Origin of the sequence: Pelomonas dachongensis (assembly GCF_043555865.1) — a bacterium.
Lineage (GTDB): Bacteria > Pseudomonadota > Gammaproteobacteria > Burkholderiales > Burkholderiaceae_C > Pelomonas > Pelomonas dachongensis.
The window spans coordinates 207,075-224,746 of the sequence record NZ_JBIGHY010000006.1 but is presented as its reverse complement, the minus strand read 5'-3'; the positions used below and the strand labels follow the sequence as shown (position 1 = coordinate 224,746).

Here is a 17,672-nt window from a genome sequence, read left to right as displayed (position 1 = left end):
GGTCAGGTCTTGCTGCCGCAGGATCGGCGCACGACCAATTGCACGGGCATGACGGTCGCGTCCGTGCCTGCAGCGGCCCCGTCGAGCGCGTCGGCCAGCGCATCCAGCGCCTGGCCGCCGAGTGCGGCGATGGGGACTTGCATGGTCGTCAGCGCAGGGCTGACGTAACGCGCCACGGGGATGTCGTCGAAACCCGCCAGCGCGATGTCTTCGGGAACGCGCACGCCGCCGGCCTGCAGCGCGCCCAGCAGGCCGATGGCCATGATGTCATTGGCGGCGAAAACAGCATCGGGCCGCTCGGCCGCCGGCATGGCCAGCAGCGCCGCGCCCGTGCGCTCGCCGGCGGACTCGGAGAAGTCGCCTGCCAGCAGCCAGGGCTTGGCAGACTTGCCGAGGCCAGCGCGGTAGCCACGCTCGCGCTCGCGCGCCTCGAAGTTGGCGGCGGGGCCGCCCAGGAAGGCGATGCGGCGGCGGCCGGTGCGCACCAGGTGCTCGGTCATCTCACGCGCGCCGCCGAAGTTGTCGATGGCGAACACCCGCTGCGACGGCCGACGCACGCCGGAGTTCAGCAGCACGGCGGGCAGGTTGTGCGGCAGGTTCTGCGCGAGGAAGTCGTCGTCGGCATGCGGCGACATGACGACCAGGCCGTCCACGCGTCCGTTCATCGCGCGCAGTGCGGCGGCGGCCTCGTTCGCATCGTCATGCGAGCTGGACAGCAGCAGGTGCAGGCCACGCGCGCGGGCGGCCTGGTCGATGCCGCGGATCAGCTCCGAGAAGAACTCGCCGTGCAGGTCGGGCAGCAGCGCGCCCACCGTGTCGGTCTTGCGCGTGATCAGGCTGCGCGCGGCGCCCGAGGGCGCATAGCGCAGCTCGCGGGCAACCTCGACGATGCGCTGGCGCGTATCGGGCAGCACGTTCTCCGCGCCGTTGAGCGCGCGGGACACGGTGGCGACCGACACGCCCGCTTCGCGGGCCACGTCCTTGATGGTGGCGGGCGGACGCGCACTCATGACGGTTGGTCCAGCGCGGCGCCGTGGCTGGCGATGACATCGGCGTAGTAGCGCGCGCTGGCCTTGGGCGTGCGCTGCAGCGTCTGGAAGTCCACGTGCACGAGGCCGAAGCGCTTGGCGAAGCCCAGCGCCCATTCCAGGTTGTCGAACAGCGACCAGGCGAAGTAGCCGCGCATGTCGGCACCGCGGGCCATCGCGTCCTGCACGGCAGCGATGTGGGTGCGCAGGTAATGCACGCGCAGCGGGTCGTTCACTTCACCGTTGATCGCCGCCGGCGGGTCGTAAAAGGCGGCGCCGTTCTCGGTCACGTACAGCGGCAGGCCGCCGTAGCGCTCGTGCATCCAGACCAGCGTGTCCGCCAGGCTCTGCGGGTGCAGCTCCCAGCCGGTCTCGGTGTAGATGCCCCCCGGCTGGCGCTGCGGCGCAACGGGCAGCGGCCAGGCCTTGGGGTCGTGCCGCACGACGGCGCGGGTGTAGTAGTTCAGCCCCAGGAAGTCGATGGGCACCTTCAGCGCTTGGACCTCTGCTGCCGGCCAGTCGGGCCAGGCCTCGCCGAAGACTTCGCGCAGTTCGTCGGGGTAAGTGCCGAGCAGCGCAGGGTCCAGGTACTGCCGGTTCATGTAGGCGTCGGCCAGCTGCGCGGCATGGCGGTCGGCGTCGGTCGCGTCGGGGGCCACGTGCTTGGGCTCGATGTTGACCACAAGGCCGATCTTGTGGCGGCCGACGGCCCGGTAGGCCTGCACGCCGGCCGCATGGGCCTGCATCAGCCGGTGGGCGACGATGGCCGCCTCATAGGCGCTCTTGTGGCCCGGGGCCAGGTTGCCGTGCATGTAGCCTTGATCGGCAATCACCCAGGGCTCGTTCAGCGTGGTCCACAGCGGCACGCGGTCGTCCAGCGCCTTGAAGCAGACCTGCGCGTAGTCGGCGAACCAGCCGGGCATGTCGGGGCTGAGCCAGCCGCCGCGATCGTCCAGCACGGCGGGCAGGTCCCAGTGATGCAGCGTGGCCATGGGCGTGATGCCGTTGGCCAGCAGCTCGTCCACCAGCCGCTCATAGAAGCCCAGGCCGGCGGCGTTGACCCGGCCGCGCCCCTCGGGCAAGACCCGGCTCCAGGCGATGCTGAAGCGGTAGGCGGTCAGACCCAGCTCGCGCATCAGGGCCACATCGTCCTTCATGCGGCGGTAGTGGTCGCACGCGACGTCGCCGGTGTCGCCGCCGGCCACACGGCCGGGCGTGCGTACGAAGCGATGCCAGTTGCTGACGCCGGCCCCGTCGGCCAGCGGCGAGCCTTCGATCTGATAGGCAGAAGTCGCGCAGCCCCACAGGAAGTCGGGCGGGAACGGTTGTCTCATCCGTGATGCCGGCTGCATTGCTGCGCCGGCCATGTAAACGTTTTCATGCATTCTTCTTCGGAAAGACTTCACACGTCAATCCGCGCAAAAACCCGCTGTGTTCCGAATGCAACGCCGCGCGCGTACCTCAGCCGCAACCCACGCCCCTGACGGCGTCGCTAGCATGCGCGCCGATCTCAACATCGCCGCTCACCATGCTCGACCAGCCCACTGGCACCGTCTTTCCCAGCACTGCCGTCGCCGGCCTGTCACCGCGCCAGCGCCTGCACTTGGTGCTGCTGGGCGTGGCGGATGTGGCGCGGTCCACGGCCTTCTTCGAGGCGCTGGGCTGGACGCGCTCGCCCACCGGCAACGACGGCTTTGCGAAGTTCGATCTGGGGGGCTATGCGCTGTGCCTGATCTCGCGCGAGGCGTTCGCGCAGGACGCCGGTTTCGCGTCAGCGCAGGGCAGCGGGTTTGCCGGCGTGGGACTGATCTACCTGGCCGCGTCGCCGCAAGAGGTGCCGCGCATCCTGGCCCAGGCGGTGGTGGCTGGGGGCCGGCTCGTGAAGCCCGCTACTCGCACGCACTGGGGCGTGGCCGGCTACTTCGCCGACCCGGACGGGCATCTGTTCGAGGTGGACTACGAGGATGCCTGGGTGTTGGATGCCGACCACCGGCTGGTGGTCGATCAGGTCAACGCCACCTGACGGATGAAGGGCCCACCACGCGCTGCGTGGTGGGCCCTTCTGAGACGTCTGGGGGCGCGTCTAGTTCACGTCAATCGGCATATTGCCCGGCGGCCTTGATGACCGGGCCCAACTTGTTGATCTCGGCCTCGACGAACTTCTTGTGCTCGGCTGGCGAGAGGCGGGCATCGGTGACGATGACCGCGCCCAGTGCCGCCTGGCGCTTCTGGAAGTCGGCATCCTTCAGCGCCGTACGCAGTGCGGCGTTGATCTTGTCCACGACGGCCTTGGGCGTGCCCTTGGGGGCGTACAGGCCATGCCAGATCGCCAGGTTGAAGCCCTTCAGACCGGACTCGTCGGCGGTCGGCAGCTTGGCCAGCGCGCCGGTGGTCAGCCGCTGGGACGACATCAACGCGTAAGCCTTGACCTTGCCGGACTCGATCTGGCCGGTGGTGTTGGTGGTCTGGTCGCACATGATGTCGACCTGCCCGCCCAGCAGGTCGTTCATGGCCGGCGCGGTGCCCTTGTAGGGCACGGTCGTCATGTCGATCTTGATGGCCGACTGGAACATCAGGCCGCACAGGTGCGAGGCCGAGCCCACGCCTGCGTTGGCGAGGTTGATCTTGCCCTTGTTGGCCTCCAGCCACTTGGCCAGTTCGGCGTAGTTGTTGGCGGGCAGCGTGGAGCGGCCGATCAGCGTCATGGGCACTTCGTTGACGAGTCCCAGGTACTCGAAGTCGTCCAGCGTCTTGTACGGCAGGCTGCGGTACAGCGCCGGCGCGGTACCCAGGCCGATGTGGTGCAGCAGCAGCGTGTGGCCGTCCGGTGCCGCCTTGGCCACCTTGTTGGCGCCCAGCGTGCCGCCCACGCCGCCGACGTTCTCGATGATGATCGTCGCGCCCAGCGGCTTGCGCAGCGCCTCCGCGAGGTCGCGCCCGACCTTGTCGGTGGGACCGCCGGCCGTGAATGGCACGATCAGCGTGATGGGTTTGTCGCCGGGGTACGGAGCTTGGGCCAGGGCCGGCACGCAGGCGATCAGGCCGGCGGCAAGCAACAGGGTGGTGCGCATAAGGGTGTCTCCAACGGTTAACGACGGTCTTCGATGAGTTGTCCGTCGTTGGGCAGGCTACCAGACGGCAGCAGGACTACCTCGACACGCAGTTTGGTCAGCTCGCGCGCGGTCTGCATCAGGCTTTCCACGAAGGCAGCGGCATCCAGCGGCATGGCTTCGACCTGCAGCTGCACCTGGTCCTGCGCCAGCTCGCCGCTGACGACCAGGCGCGCGCGCAGCAGTTCGGGGTAGCGCTTGACGATGTCGGCCACCTGCCCGGCGTGCACAAACATGCCGCGCACCTTGGCCGACTGGTCGGCCCGGCCCAGCCAGCCGCGCAACCGCTGGTTGGTGCGGCCGCAAGGACTGGTACCGGGCATCACCGCCGACAGGTCGCCGGTCGCGAAGCGGATCAGGGGGTACCCGGGCGACAGCGTCGTCACCACCACCTCGCCCACCTGGCCGTCGGGCAGCGGGTCGCCCGAGCCGGGGCGCACAATCTCGACGAGCACGCCCTCGTCCACCACCAGGCCGTCGCGCGCAGCGGTCTCGTAGGCGATCAGGCCCAGATCGGCCGTGGCGTAGCACTGGCTGACCTGCACGCCGCGCGCAGCGAACCATGCCACCAGCGGCGGCGGGCAGGCCTCGCCGCTGACCAGCGCGTGCTTCAACCCGGGCAGCGGGTGGCCGGCCTCGGCGGCCTTGTCGAGCAAGATTCGCAACAGGCTGGGCGTGCCGGCATAGGCCTGCGGCTGCAGGTCCAGCATGGCCTGCAGCTGCTGGTCGGTGTTGCCCGTACCGCCAGGGAAGCTGGCCGCGCCGATGGCACGCAGACCGCCTTCCACCATCGCGCCGGCCGGGGTCAGGTGGTAGCTGAAGCCCACATGCACCAGCTGCCCGGCGCGGATACCCGCCGCATGCATCGCGCGCGCAAGGCGCCAGGGGTCCAGCGCGTCGGCGTCCGGCTCTGGCTCGTACAGCGGGCCAGGCGACTGGAAGATGCGCCGCGGCATGCCGGCCGCGAAACCACCCAGCCGCAGCGCCCGCCGCGCGGCCTGGGCCGCGGCCAGGCTGCTCTTTCGGGTCAGCGGCACCTGCGCCAGCGCGGCACGCGACGTGATGGCACCGGGGTCCACATCGGCCAGCAGCTCGGTGTACGCCGGGCTGCTGCGCTGGGCATGCGCGATTTGCGCCGACAACGCGACCAGCAGCGCGGCCTCGCGCTCGGCAGGGTCGCGCGCCTCCAGCGCGTCAAAGCAATCGTCGATCACACATCGTCCTTCCAGCGCACCAGGCGGCGCCTGATCTCGTCCTGCAGCTTGCGCGCGTCGGGCGCGGACTTCAGCGTGAACACATCCCATTCGGGGGTGCTTGCCGGGCGTCTGGCCAGGTGTGCGCGGATGGACGCGCCGTCCACGGCCAGCTTCAGCACGACGCTGCCGCGCAGCGTCCAGCCCTCACTGCGCTCTGTCAGCGCGCCCAGATCGCGGATGAAGCGCTTCAACGTCTGCAGCGTGCCCTCTGCGTTGAAGGGCGGCAGCGCCACCTCCCAGCCATCGTCACTCATGCCAGCCACCTCTTTCTGCGCTTGTACGACTTCACGTCCTTGAAGCTGCGCCGACCCTCGCCACCCACGCCGAGGTAGAACTCCTTGACGTCCTCGTTCTCGCGCAGCTCGGCGGCAGCGCCGTCCATCACGACGCGGCCGTTCTCCAGGATGTACCCGTAGTCCGCATAGCGCAATGCCATGGCGGTGTTCTGCTCGGCGAGCAGGAAGGTGGTGCCTTCGCGCTGGTTAAGGTCGCGCACGATCTCGAAGACTTCCTCGACGATCTGCGGCGCCAGCCCCATGGACGGCTCGTCCAGCAGCACCATCTTCGGGCTGGCCATCAGCGCACGGCCGATGGCGCACATCTGCTGCTCGCCGCCCGACGTGTACGCCGCCTGGCTGCCGCGGCGGGTCTTGAGGCGCGGGAAGTAGGTGTAGACCTTGTCCAGCGTCGCGGCGATCGCCGCGCGACCATCCCGGCGGGTGTAGGCACCCGTCATCAGGTTCTCCTCGATCGTCAGATGGGCGAAGCAGTGTCGGCCTTCCATGACCTGCACGACGCCCCTTTCCACCATGGCCGCGGTGGACAGCTTCTCGATGCGCTCGCCGCGCAGCTCGATGCTGCCCTTGGTGACCTCGCCGCGCTCGCCTTCAAGGAGGTTGGACACGGCCCTGAGCGTGGTCGTCTTGCCGGCGCCGTTGCCACCCAGCAGCGCGACAACCTTGCCCTCGGGCACCTGCAGGCTGACGCCCTTGAGCACGAGGATGACGTGGTTGTAGATGACTTCGATGCCGTTGACGTTGAGCAGGGGTGCAGTCATGGCGACTCTCGGATCAGCATGTAGGTTCTCGCGCTTGATCCCCCTCCCCGCGGGGGAGGGGTCGGAGCGGGCTGTACCAGCTCGAAGAGCTGAGCCGCCCAGCGGCTCAGCTCTGGCATTCCGCCGGCGTGCGACGAGTGAGCTTCTTCTCGGTGGCATAGCGGTCCGCCGCCACCTTCACCATCGGCCTGATGATCTGCTCATCTGCCTGGTACCAGTCCGAACTGAAGCCCCACTTGCTGCCGTCCCAGGTGTGCACGCGCGCCCATGTCGATCCCTGGTGATCAGTGCAACTGGTGCTGATCGGCCGGATGACGCCCGTCAGCCCCAGAGCAGCCAGCTTCTGATCATCCAGCGCCAGGTTCTCCAGCCCCCAGCGCACCTGTGCGCCGGTCATGACCTTGCCCTTGCCGAAGCGCTCCTGCGCACGCCGCACGGCCTCCACCCCCAACGCCTGGATGACCAGGCCGCGCGTGTAGAGCACCGAGCCCACCTCGTCCTTCGGGCCCGTGCCCTGACCCTTGGCGTGCACGTGCTTCAGGATGTCCTGGATGACCTTGGGCGAGGTGCCCGAGGTGTTCAGGTTCAGCGCGTTGTAGCCCTTGGCACCCTCGCCCACGTCCTTCACGTCGGGTTCGGCGCCCGACCACCAGACGCCGTACATCTTCTCGCGCGGATAGCCGGTGGCCTGCGCCTCCTTCAGCGCGGTGGAGTTCATGACACCCCAGCCCCACAGCAGCACGTAGTCGGGTCGCGCCTGGCGCACCTGCAGCCAGGCGCTCTTCTGTTCCACGCCGGGTGCGGTGACGGGGATCTTCACGAGCTCGAAGCCGTGCATCTTCTGGCGCTCGTCCAGCAGCGGGATGGGTTCCTTGCCGAAGGGGCTGTCGTGATACACCAGGGCGATCTTCTTGCCCTTGAGCTTGTCCAGCCCGCCCTCCTTCTTGCCCAGGTGCTGGATGAGGATGTCGGCCGCGGTCCAATAGCTGCCCATCAGCGGGAAGTTCCATGCGAACACGCCGCCATCGGCGGAAGCGGACAGGCCGTAGCCCAGCGTGATCAGCGGGATCTTGTCGGCAGGCACCTTGTCGGTCAGCGCGAAGGTGATGCCAGTGGCCTGCGGGTCGAACAGGCTGGCGCCTTTGCCCTTCAGGCGCTCGTAGCACTCCACGCCCTTGTCGGTTGCATAGCCGGTCTCGCATTCCTCGAACGTCAGCTTCACGCCGTTGACGCCGCCGTCGCGGGAGTTGATGAGCTTGATGTAGTCCTGCTTGCCGTTGGCCCACGGCGTGCCGTTGGGCGAGTAGGGCCCGGTTCGATAGACCAGCAACGGGAAGAACTGCTCCTTGGCCTGCGCCTGGGCGGCCGGAGAAACAAGTTGCAGAGCGGCCAGGGCCGCGCAGGTGATGAACGTCTTCATGGGCTGTCTCCTGTCGTTGTGGGTCTCAATGCGGGAAGGGCCAGAGGCGCAACTTCTCTTTTGTAGTCGCCCACAGCCGCGCCAGGCCATGAGGCTCCTTGATCAGGAAGAAGACGATCAGCGCGCCGAAGATCATCAGCGCGAGATGCGAGGCGGTGGCCGTGTCCATGGGCAGGCCGGTCCAGTAGGGCAGCTTGTCCAGCAGCAGCGGCAGCACGACGATGAAGGCCGCGCCCAGGAAGGCGCCCGAGATCGAGCCCAGCCCGCCAATGATGACCATGAACAGCAGGTCGAACGAGCGGTTGATGCCGAAGGCAGCCGGCTCCCATGAGCCCAGATGCACAAAGCCCCACAGCGCACCCGCCACGCCGATGATGAAGCTGCTGACGGCAAAGGCGCTGAGCTTGGCCTGCAGAGGCCGGATGCCGATGACGGCGGCGGCCACATCCATGTCGCGCATGGCCATCCAGGAGCGGCCGATATGGCCGCGCACGAGGTTCTTGGTGACCAAAGCAAACAGCACCACGATGGCCAGGCACAGCAGGTAGCGCGCCTGCGGCGACTCGATGGGCAGGCCGTACAGGTCCAGGTGGGCGACGCTGACCGAGCCCGATGTCGAACCGTTGGTGACCCACTTCAGCCGCAGGCAGGCCCAGTCGACAAAGAACTGCGCCGCCAGCGTCGCGACCGCGAGGTACAGCCCCTTGATGCGCAATGACGGCAGGCCGAAGGCCACACCCAGCACCGTCGCACCCAGCCCCCCGGCCAGCAACGACACGACGAGCGGCATGCCGTCAAAGCGCGCCTGGCAGTTGTAGGCCACGTAGGCGCCAACGGCCATGAAGGCGCCCGAGCCCAGCGAGATCTGGCCGCAGTAGCCCACCAACACGTTCAGCCCCAGCGCGGCGAGGCTGAGGATGAGAAACGGGATGAGGATCGCGCGCAGCAGGTACTCGCTGGCCGCCATGGGCACAACGACGAAAGCCACCGCCATCAGCACGGCAAAGGCGATGCGGTCCTGGCGGATGGGCAGGATCTGGCTGTCCGCCGCGTAGGTCGTCTTGAACTGGCCGTTCTCGCGGTAGAGCATCAAGCCTCCTGCCGAGCCGCCTCAAAGGAGGCTTGTACCCCCTCGGGGGGCAGCGAACGAAGTGAGCGTGGGGGCTGCATGTCTACACCCTGTCGATGATCTTCTCGCCGAACAAGCCCTGCGGCCTGACCAGCAACACGACGAGCACGAGCACATAGCCAAACCAGTACTCGATGCCCCCGCCCAGCATGGGCCCCAGGTAGGCCTCCGACAGCTTTTCGCCCACGCCAATCAGCAGACCGCCGACGATGGCGCCGGGCACGCTGGTGAGGCCGCCGAGGATGACCACCGGCAGCGCCTTCAGCGCGACCAGCGACAGCGAGAACTGCACGCCCAGCTTGCTGCCCCAGATCATGCCGGCCACCAGCGCGACGAAGCCGGCGACGCTCCACACGATGACCCATATGCGCGACAGCGGGATGCCGATGCTCTGCGCCGCCTGGTGATCGTCGGCCACGGCACGCAGCGCGCGGCCCGTCGCGGTCTTCTGGAAGAACAGGCTCAGCGACGCGACCAGCGCCGCGGCGATCAGCGCGGCATACAGATCCTCCTTGCTGACCAGGATGCCGCCGGGAAACTGCTGCTCGAACAGGAACATCGGGTCCTTGGGCAGGCCGATGTCGATCTTGTAGATGTCGTTGCCGAACAGCGTCTGGCCCAGGCCTTCGAGCAGGTAGGCGATGCCCAGCGTCGCCATCAGCAGCGTGATGCCCTCCTGGTTGACCAGCCGGGACAGCACCAGCCGCTCGACCAGCCAGGCGACTACCACCATCACCACCACCGCGCCGGCAAAGGCCAGCACATTGATGAGCACCTTGCCGTCCAGGCCCGTGAACTTCGGAATCCACTCGGCGAAGCGCGCCATCGCCAGCGCCGCGAACAACACCATCGCGCCCTGCGCGAAGTTGAAGACGCCGCTGGCCTTGAAGATCAGCACGAAGCCCAGCGCGATCAGCGAATACAGCATGCCGGCCATCAGGCCGCCGATGAGGGTTTCGAGGAAGGGGCCCATCAGTGCCCCGCCCCGAGGTAGGCGCGGATCACGTCTTCATTGCGGCGCACCTCGTCGGGCACGCCGTCGCCGATCTTCCTGCCGTAGTCCAGCACCACCACGCGGTCCGAGATGTCCATCACCACACCCATGTCGTGCTCGATCAGCACGATGGTCGTGCCGAACTCGTCGTTGACGTCGAGGATGAAGCGGCACATGTCCTGCTTCTCCTCCACGTTCATGCCCGCCATGGGTTCGTCCAGCAGCAGCAGGCTGGGCTCCATCGCCAGCGCCCGGCCCAGGTCCACGCGCTTTTGCAGGCCGTACGGCAGGCGGCCCACCGGCGTCTTGCGGTGCGCCTGGATCTCCAGGAAATCGATGATGCGCTCCACCGCCGCGCGCTGCTCGGTCTCCTCGCGCCGCGCCGGCCCCACGTGCAGCGCCTGCCAGAACAGGCCGCGACGCATGCGCAGGTTGCGGCCGGTCATCAGGTTGTCCAGCACGCTCATGCCCTTGAACAGCGCCAGGTTCTGGAAGGTGCGCGCCACGCCCATCTCGGCCACCTGGCGCGGGCTCATGCCCTTGAAGGTCTTGCCGCGTAACCTGATCTGCCCCTGCTGCGGCTGGTAGACGCCGTTGATGCAGTTCAGCAGCGAACTCTTGCCCGCGCCGTTGGGGCCGATGATGGCGCGCACCTCGTGCTCGCGCACATCGAAGCTGATGTCGGTCAGCGCCTTCACGCCCCCAAAGGCGAGCGAGATGTTCTGCACGTCGAGCACGGCATCGCCGATCAACGACCGCCGGGCCGCCCCCAGGTCGTTGAGCACCTCCTCGGGGGGCAGCGAAGCGGCATCGCCGCGAGCGTGGGGGCTGGCGATCTCGTTCATGCCGCCGCTCCCTTGATGGCCGGGAAGGTGCGCGCCTCCACGATGCGCAGGTCCGCCGCCACCAGGCTGGTGCGACCGTCCTCGAACGTCACCTGCGTCTCGATGTGCTGCGAGACCTTGCCGTCGTACAGCGCATCGATCAGCACGCCGTACTTCTCGGCGATCGCGCCGCGGCGGACCTTGCGTGTGCGCGTCAGCTCCCCGTCGTCGGCGTCCAGCTCCTTGTGCAGCACGAGAAAGCGGCTGATCTGGCTGCCGGCCAGCAGCTCGTCACGCGCCAGGTCGGCGTTGACTTTCTCCACGCACTCCAGCATCAGCGCGTACACCTCCTCGCGCTGCGCCAAATCGGCGTAGCCGGCATACGGCAGGTTGCGGCGCTCGGCCCAGTTGCCCACCGCCTCGAAATCGATGTTGATGAAGGCGCAGACCTTCTCGCGGCCATCGCCGAAGCAGACCGCCTCCTTGATGTGCGGGAAGAACTTCAGTTTGTTCTCGACGTACTTGGGCGCAAACATCGCGCCGTGGAAGGCGCCGCCCTGCAGCCGCCCGACGTCCTTGGCGCGGTCGATGATCTTCAGGTGGCCGCCCGGCGTCAGAAAGCCCGCGTCGCCCGTGTGGAACCAGCCGTCCGCGTCCAGCGCCTCGCGCGTGGCGGCGTCGTTCTTGTAGTAGCCCTTGAGCAGCCCCGGCGAGCGCACCAGCAGTTCGCCGCTGTCGCTCAGCTGGATCTCCACACCCTCGATGGGCACGCCCACCGTGTCGGCGCGCGCCTCGTGGTCGGGCTGCAGGCAGACGAACACGGCCGTCTCGGTCGAGCCGTAGAGCTGCTTGAGGTTGATGCCGATCGCGCGGTAGAAGCTGAACAGGTCGGGCCCGATGGCCTCGCCCGCCGTGTAGGCCACCCGCACGCGCGAGAAGCCCAGCGTGTTGCGCAGGGGACCGTAGACGGCCAAGTCGCCCAGGGCATACGCCAGGCGGTCCGGCAGACCCACGCGCTCGCCGTCCATCAGCCGCGTGCCGACGCGCCTTGCCAGCGCCATGCAGCGCTCGAACAGCCAGCGCTTCGGGCGGGCGGCGTCCTCCATGCGGATCATCACCGTCGTCAGCAGCGCCTCGAACACGCGAGGTGGCGCGAAGTAGTAGGTCGGGCCGACTTCCTTCAAGTCGATACCGACAGTGGCCGCCGACTCCGGACAGTTCACGACATAGCCCACCGCCAGCCACTGCGCGAAGCTGAAGATGTTCTGGCCGATCCATGCCGGCGGCAGATAAGCCAGCACCTCCTCGCGCTCGGTCAGCCGGTCGAAGCGCTGGCCGGCGCGGGCCCGGTCAATCAGCGTGGCGTGCGTGTGCACGACGCCCTTGGGGTGGCCAGTGGTGCCCGACGTGAAAAACAGCGCGGCGACGTCGCCGGCCTGACCGGCCGCCACCTCGGTGGCGAAGAAGCCCATCCGCTGCGCCTGCGCGGCGCGCCCCTGTTCGACCAGCGCGTCCAGCGCCGCCAGGCCCGGCTCGTCGTAGTGGCGCAGCCCACGCGGGTCATCAAACCAGATCTGGCGCAGCTGCGGACATTGGGCGCGCAGTTCCAGCAGCTTGTCGACCTGCTCCTGGTCCTCCACTACGGCAAAGGCGATCTCGGCGTTGTTGATCGGGAAGGCGAACTCGGCCGCCGCGGCGTCCTGGTACAGCGGCACCGGCACGGCGCCCAGCGCCTGCGCGGCCAGCATGCTGGCGTACAGCCGCGGACGGTTCTCGCCGATGACCACCACGTGCTCGCCGCGGCGCAGCCCGGCGGCCGCCAGCCCCAGGGCCAGGTCCTGCACCAGCGCGGCCAGTTCACCCCAGCTCAGCGTCTGCCACAGGCCGAACGCCTTCTCGCGCAGCGCGGGCGCATGCGGCCGTTGTGCAGCGTGGTCGAGCAGGAGCCGAGGGAAGGTGTCCGTCAAGCTTGTCTCCGTCGCGGGGGCTGGAGCCTCCGTCTGTGCAAACCATTCTGGCCACGACTTTGACGCCCATCTGTCGGTCCGACGACAATCCAAGGGTCTTCACGGCCCAGACTTTCCCGCATGGCGAACACCCCTCTGCGCCAACGCGCCCGACGGCCGACACCTGCCGAGCTGGACGCCATTCCGTGGTTGACCTTGCTGGACGACGGTCAGCAGGAACTGGCCGTCAGCACGCTGGAAGTGGCCGACGCCGAGCCGGGTGAGCGGCTGTGCCGCATTGGCCGGCCGGCGACTTTCTGGTTCGGCGTCGTCGACGGGCTGCTGAAGATGAGCAACGACGACACGCGGGGCGCGGCCGTCACCTTCACAGGCATCCCGCCAGGCGGCTGGTTCGGCGAGGGCACGCTGCTCAAGCGCGAGGCCTACCGCTACAACATTCAGGCGCTGCGGCCCAGCATCGTGGCGGGGCTGCCTGTCGCCAGCTTCCACGCGCTGCTGGACGGCAGCATCGCGTTCAACCGCTTCGTGCTGAACCAGTTGAACGAGCGGCTGGGCCAGTTCATCGCCGCGCGTGAGACCGACCGCGTCCACGACCCCGACGTGCGAGTGGCACGCAACCTGGCCGCCCTCTTCCATCCGCAGCTGTACCCGGGCGTGGGCAACTGGCTGCGCATCACGCAGCAGGAGCTGGGCTATCTGGTGGGCCTGTCACGCCAGCGCGTGAACCAGGCGCTGCACCGGCTGAGCGCTGCCGGGCTCATCCGGATCGAGTACGGCGGGCTCAGAGTCCTGGAACTGCAGGGCCTGCGCCGGTTTCCCGGCTGATCAAGCGGCGAATGCGATCGCTTCGGGCTCGCCGTGGGGCGTGCTCGCCCAGCGTTCGGCGCTCATCTCGTACAGCAGCGCTGCGGCGCTGCCCGGGCCATCGGCCAGCGAGCCCTTCAAACGCAGGCCCAGGCGTTCCAGCGTCTTGCGCGTCGGCGCATTGCTAGGCAGCACGGCCGCAACGACCGAACCCTCGCGGCGCTGCTCGAAGGCTTGCGCCATCGCATACTGCGCCATCTCCGACGCCAGCCCGCGGCCCCAGGCCTGGGGCGTGATGCGGTAGTAGAGGAACAGCCCCGAGTGGTCGGCCACGCTGCGGTGCATCAGTCCGCCGAAACCGATCAACTGATCGGGCTGCTCGCGCTCGGCGATGGCCCAGTGGCCAAAACCGTGCGTCTGCCAGTGCGCCAACCAGGCCTGCAACTGGGCCTCGGTGGCTTGGCGGCCATGCGGGGTGGCGGCTGCGCAGAACCGGGTCACTGCCGGGTCCGCGTACAGCGCCATCAGGAGGTCCAGATCGCTGCTGCGGGGCGGGCGCAGCACCAGGCGGCGGGTAACCATGGCTGCCGGAACGGCGGCGACAGGCTCGCGGGACTCAAGCTGAACCATCTCGTCAGAATTCGGTGAAAACCCTAGGAGGGTATCCACTCAACGACTTGACTGGAAGCCCGACGGCTGGGATTTGTCGCATTGTTGTCACAAATCCCAGCAATAGCGCACAAATGCCGCTTCTCGGGGCGCAAATGCACCTTGATGGAAGCGTCGTCAGCCCAGCAGCAACGCGTTGACACGCTTCACGTAGGCCGCCGGATCTTCCAGGTGACCGCCTTCGGCCAGCACGGCCTGGTCGAACAGCACCTGGGCGAGGTCGTCGAAATGGCTCTGAGACGCCGAACTTGCCTCCAGCTTTTTCACCAGCGCATGCTCGGCGTTGATCTCCAGCGTGGGCAGCGACACCGGCGCCGTCTGGCCGGCCTGCTTCAGCAGACGCGCCAGGTGGCCGCTGACGTCGCCCTCTTCCACGACGATGCAGGCCGGCGAGTCGACCAGGCGGGTCGTCACGCGCACGTCCTTGGCGCGGTCCTTCAGCGCGTCCTTGAGCTTGTCCAGCAGCGGCTTGAGGCTTTCCGCGGTTTCCTCGGCCTTCTTCTTCTCGTCCTCGTCCTGCAGCTTGCCCAGGTCCACCGCGCCCTTGGCGACGGACTGCAGCGGCTTGCCCTCAAACTCGTAGAGGTGGCTGAGCATCCACTCGTCGACACGGTCCACCAGCAGCAGCACCTCGATGCCCTTCTTGCGGAAGATCTCCAGCTGTGGGCTGTGCTTGGCCGCGGCCAGCGAGTCGGCGGTGATGTAGTAGATGGCCTCCTGGCCTTCCTTGGCGCGCGACACGTAGTCGGCCAGGCTGACGTTGGCGTCAGCGTGCGTGGACGCGAAGCGGAACAGCTTGGCCAGGCGCTCCTGGTTCTGGTGATCCTCGCCGATGCCCTCCTTCAGCACCTGGCCGAAGTCGGTCCAGAACGCGGCGTACTTGTCCTTGTCGGCCTGCTCCTCGCTGTTGGCCAGGCTCTCCAGCATGCCCAGCACGCGCTTGGTCGAGCCCTCGCGGATGGCGCGCACGTCGCGGCTCTCCTGCAGCAGCTCGCGGCTCACGTTCAGCGGCAGGTCGGCCGAGTCGATGACGCCCTTCACGAAGCGCAGGTAGACCGGCATCAGCGCCTCGGCGTCGTCCATGATGAAGACGCGCTTCACATACAGCTTCACGCCGCCGCGCTTGTCACGGTTCCACAGGTCGAACGGCGCCTTGGCCGGGATGTAGAGCAGCTGCGTGTACTCGCTGCGGCCTTCCACGCGGTTGTGCGTGTACGCCAGCGGTGCTTCGGTGTCGTGGCTGATCTGCTTGTAGAACTCTTCGTACTGCTCTTGCGTGACCTCGCTCTTGGAACGCGACCACAGCGCCGAGGCCTTGTTGACCGGCTCCCACTCGTCCGTGACGACTTGCTTCGCGGCTTCTGCGTCCCAGGTCTCCTTCTTCATCAGGATGGGCAGCGAGATGTGGTCGCTGTACTTGCCCACCGTGGACTTCACCCGCCAGGTCTTCAGGAACTCCTCTTCACCCTCGCGCAGATGCAGGATGACATCGGTGCCGCGGCCGGCCTTGGTGATGGTCTCCAGCTCGTACTCGCCAGTGCCTTCACTGCTCCAACGCACGCCCTGATCGGCGGGCAGCCCCGCGCGGCGCGTCTCGACGGTGATGCGGTCGGCCACGATGAAGCCGGAGTAGAAGCCCACGCCGAACTGGCCGATCAGCTGGGCGTCCTTCTTCTGGTCGCCTTCCAGCTTGGCCATGAACTCCTTCGTGCCGCTCTTGGCGATGGTGCCCAGGTGCGATGCGGCCTCCTCGGCGCTCATGCCGATGCCGTTGTCGCTGATGGTCAGCGTCTTGGCTTCCTCGTCGAAGCTGATGCGCACTTCCAGGTTGGGCTGGTCCTCAAACAGCGCCGCGTTGTCCAGCGCTTCGAAGCGCAGCTTGTCGCAGGCGTCGCTGGCGTTGCTGACCAGCTCGCGCAGGAAGATCTCCTTGTTGGAGTACAGCGAGTGCGTGACGAGGTGCAGGATCTGCTTGACTTCGGCCTGGAAGGCGTGGGTTTGCTTGGTCATGGTGGAGAGGTCCGTGAACGAAAACGCGGCCCACCTGGGGCCGCGCGATGCAGATTTCAAGAGCCGCGATTGTGTCAGCGGCGTGCCTCGACGGCTTCCGACAGCACATCGAGCACGGCCAGCGAGTCATCCCAGCCCAGGCAGGCGTCGGTGATGCTCTTGCCGTACTCCAGCTTGGCCGGGTCGTCCTTGCCGGGCGTGAACTTCTGGGCGCCGTCATTCAGGTGGCTTTCCACCATGACGCCGAAGATGCTGTTGCTGCCCTCGCGCATCTGGCCGGCGATGTCGCGCGCCACATCCAGCTGGCGCTGGTGCTGCTTGCTGGAGTTGGCGTGCGAGCAGTCGACCATCAGGCGCTGCGGCAGCTTGGCCTTGTCGAGGTCGGCGCAGGCCTCCGCGACGCTCTGGGCGTCGTAGTTGGGCGCCTTGCCGCCGCGCAGGATGACGTGGCAGTCGGCGTTGCCGCGCGTCTCGACGATGGCGACCTGTCCGTTCTTGTGCACCGACAGGAAATGGTGGCCCCGGGCCGCCGCCTGGATCGCATCGGTCGCGATCTTGATGTTGCCGTCCGTGCCGTTCTTGAAGCCGATGGGGGCCGAGAGCCCCGAGGCCAGCTCACGGTGCACCTGGCTCTCGGTGGTGCGCGCGCCGATGGCGCCCCAGCTGATGAGATCGCCGATGTACTGCGGCGAGATCACGTCCAGGAACTCGCTGCCGGCCGGCATGCCCAGGCGGTTGATCTCCAACAGCAGCTGGCGCGCGATGCGCAGGCCCTCGTCGATGCGGTAGCTCTCGTCCAGGTAGGGGTCGTTGATGAGGCCCTTCCACCCGACGGTGGTGCGCGGCTTTTCGAAGTAGACGCGCATGACGATTTCCAGCGTGTCGGCGTACTTCTCGCGCTCGACCTTCAGCTTGCGGGCGTACTCCAGCGCGGCGGCGGGGTCGTGGATCGAGCACGGCCCGATGATGACCAGCAGCCGGTCGTCCTTGCCGCCCATGATGTTGCGGATGCGCTGGCGGGTCTGGCCGATCAGGCCTTCGACGGGCGTGCCGCGGATCGGGAAGAAGCGGATCAGGTGCTCCGGCGGCGGCAACGGCGTCACGTCGACGATGCGCTCGTCGTCGGTGGCGCTGGTCTTGTCGTCCTGGGAGTACCAGCGCTGGGCTTCGGGTTCGACGGAAGAGACTTTGGCGTTCATCGGGGGCACCTCTGCAAAACAAAAAACCGCCGGGCTTGGCGGCCTCGGCGGTTTTTGGGGAGTTTCTGTGTTCAGCGCGCGCGCTCAGGACTCTCCACCGCCGGGACGGGGAAAAAACCAAAAGCCAAAATAAGCTGCGCGGAACATGGGGGCGGAATCTAGCACGCTGGCAGGTTCGGGCGTTCGCGAGATGCCAAGGCTTGCT

16 protein-coding genes are annotated in these 17,672 nt (G+C 67.6%); 2 read left to right on the top strand and 14 right to left on the bottom strand.

Translation table 11 applies throughout. The features are described 5' to 3' along the window. Positions 1–2 precede the first annotated feature (2 nt). Complete coding sequence (locus tag ACG02S_RS17490) at positions 3–1,010, bottom strand: LacI family DNA-binding transcriptional regulator (RefSeq protein WP_394471758.1); 1,008 nt, start codon at positions 1,008–1,010, stop codon at positions 3–5. Then, positions 1,007–2,362: a GH1 family beta-glucosidase gene (locus tag ACG02S_RS17485; RefSeq protein WP_394471757.1), complete on the bottom strand. Its 1,356-nt coding sequence runs from the start codon at positions 2,360–2,362 to the stop codon at positions 1,007–1,009. Before ACG02S_RS17485 ends, ACG02S_RS17490 begins: the two co-directional genes overlap by 4 nt. Positions 2,363–2,556: 194 nt before the next feature. On the opposite strand from ACG02S_RS17485, the gene ACG02S_RS17480 reads away from it, so the two are divergent. Further along, positions 2,557–3,051 carry a VOC family protein gene (locus ACG02S_RS17480; RefSeq protein WP_394471756.1) on the top strand — a complete coding sequence of 165 codons (495 nt, stop codon included), beginning with the start codon at positions 2,557–2,559 and terminating at the stop codon, positions 3,049–3,051. A gap of 70 nt (positions 3,052–3,121) precedes the next feature. On the opposite strand, the gene ACG02S_RS17475 is transcribed toward ACG02S_RS17480, so the two are convergent. From ACG02S_RS17475 to ACG02S_RS17435, 9 genes are all read right to left on the bottom strand, one after another. Then, entirely contained in the window at positions 3,122–4,099 is a 978-nt protein-coding gene (locus ACG02S_RS17475) for a tripartite tricarboxylate transporter substrate-binding protein (RefSeq protein WP_394471755.1), read from the bottom strand. Positions 4,100–4,116: 17 nt separating this feature from the next. After that, positions 4,117–5,349 (bottom strand): phenylacetate--CoA ligase family protein, encoded by a 1,233-nt coding sequence (locus ACG02S_RS17470; RefSeq protein ID WP_394471897.1) that lies wholly within the window; start codon positions 5,347–5,349, stop codon positions 4,117–4,119. Further along, a complete protein-coding gene (locus ACG02S_RS17465; protein WP_394471754.1) occupies positions 5,349–5,648 on the bottom strand; it encodes a hypothetical protein in 300 nt (99 codons plus the stop codon). Before ACG02S_RS17465 ends, ACG02S_RS17470 begins: the two co-directional genes overlap by 1 nt. Then, positions 5,645–6,451 (bottom strand): ABC transporter ATP-binding protein, encoded by an 807-nt coding sequence (locus ACG02S_RS17460; RefSeq protein ID WP_394471753.1) that lies wholly within the window; start codon positions 6,449–6,451, stop codon positions 5,645–5,647. Before ACG02S_RS17460 ends, ACG02S_RS17465 begins: the two co-directional genes overlap by 4 nt. Positions 6,452–6,557: 106 nt before the next feature. Then, positions 6,558–7,871 (bottom strand): ABC transporter substrate-binding protein, encoded by a 1,314-nt coding sequence (locus ACG02S_RS17455; RefSeq protein ID WP_394471752.1) that lies wholly within the window; start codon positions 7,869–7,871, stop codon positions 6,558–6,560. A gap of 25 nt (positions 7,872–7,896) precedes the next feature. After that, a complete protein-coding gene (locus tag ACG02S_RS17450; protein WP_394471751.1) occupies positions 7,897–8,961 on the bottom strand; it encodes a branched-chain amino acid ABC transporter permease in 1,065 nt (354 codons plus the stop codon). An 82-nt stretch (positions 8,962–9,043) separates the two neighbouring features. After that, positions 9,044–9,973, bottom strand: coding sequence for a branched-chain amino acid ABC transporter permease (locus tag ACG02S_RS17445; RefSeq protein WP_394471750.1), 930 nt, complete (start codon positions 9,971–9,973; stop codon positions 9,044–9,046). Beyond that, positions 9,973–10,839 (bottom strand): ABC transporter ATP-binding protein, encoded by an 867-nt coding sequence (locus ACG02S_RS17440; RefSeq protein ID WP_394471749.1) that lies wholly within the window; start codon positions 10,837–10,839, stop codon positions 9,973–9,975. The genes ACG02S_RS17445 and ACG02S_RS17440 overlap by 1 nt, the downstream gene beginning before the upstream one ends. Continuing rightward, a complete protein-coding gene (locus tag ACG02S_RS17435) occupies positions 10,836–12,785 on the bottom strand; it encodes an AMP-dependent synthetase/ligase (RefSeq protein ID WP_394471748.1) in 1,950 nt (649 codons plus the stop codon). The genes ACG02S_RS17440 and ACG02S_RS17435 overlap by 4 nt, the downstream gene beginning before the upstream one ends. Before the next feature lie 120 nt (positions 12,786–12,905). Here ACG02S_RS17435 and ACG02S_RS17430 point away from each other — a divergent pair, with 120 nt between their 5' ends. Further along, positions 12,906–13,610, top strand: coding sequence for a Crp/Fnr family transcriptional regulator (locus tag ACG02S_RS17430; RefSeq protein WP_394471747.1), 705 nt, complete (start codon positions 12,906–12,908; stop codon positions 13,608–13,610). Here the strand turns inward: ACG02S_RS17430 and ACG02S_RS17425 are convergent, their stop codons facing one another. The 3 genes from ACG02S_RS17425 to ACG02S_RS17415 form a co-directional block, all read right to left on the bottom strand. Further along, positions 13,611–14,171: a GNAT family N-acetyltransferase gene (locus tag ACG02S_RS17425; protein WP_394471746.1), complete on the bottom strand. Its 561-nt coding sequence runs from the start codon at positions 14,169–14,171 to the stop codon at positions 13,611–13,613. Positions 14,172–14,375: 204 nt separating this feature from the next. Continuing rightward, positions 14,376–16,268 (bottom strand): molecular chaperone HtpG, encoded by a 1,893-nt coding sequence (gene htpG / locus ACG02S_RS17420; protein ID WP_394471745.1) that lies wholly within the window; start codon positions 16,266–16,268, stop codon positions 14,376–14,378. A 74-nt stretch (positions 16,269–16,342) separates the two neighbouring features. Then, the gene (locus tag ACG02S_RS17415) at positions 16,343–17,467 is read right to left on the bottom strand and encodes a 3-deoxy-7-phosphoheptulonate synthase (RefSeq protein ID WP_394471744.1); all 1,125 of its coding nucleotides are present in this window, start codon (positions 17,465–17,467) and stop codon (positions 16,343–16,345) included. Positions 17,468–17,672: the final 205 nt, after the last annotated feature.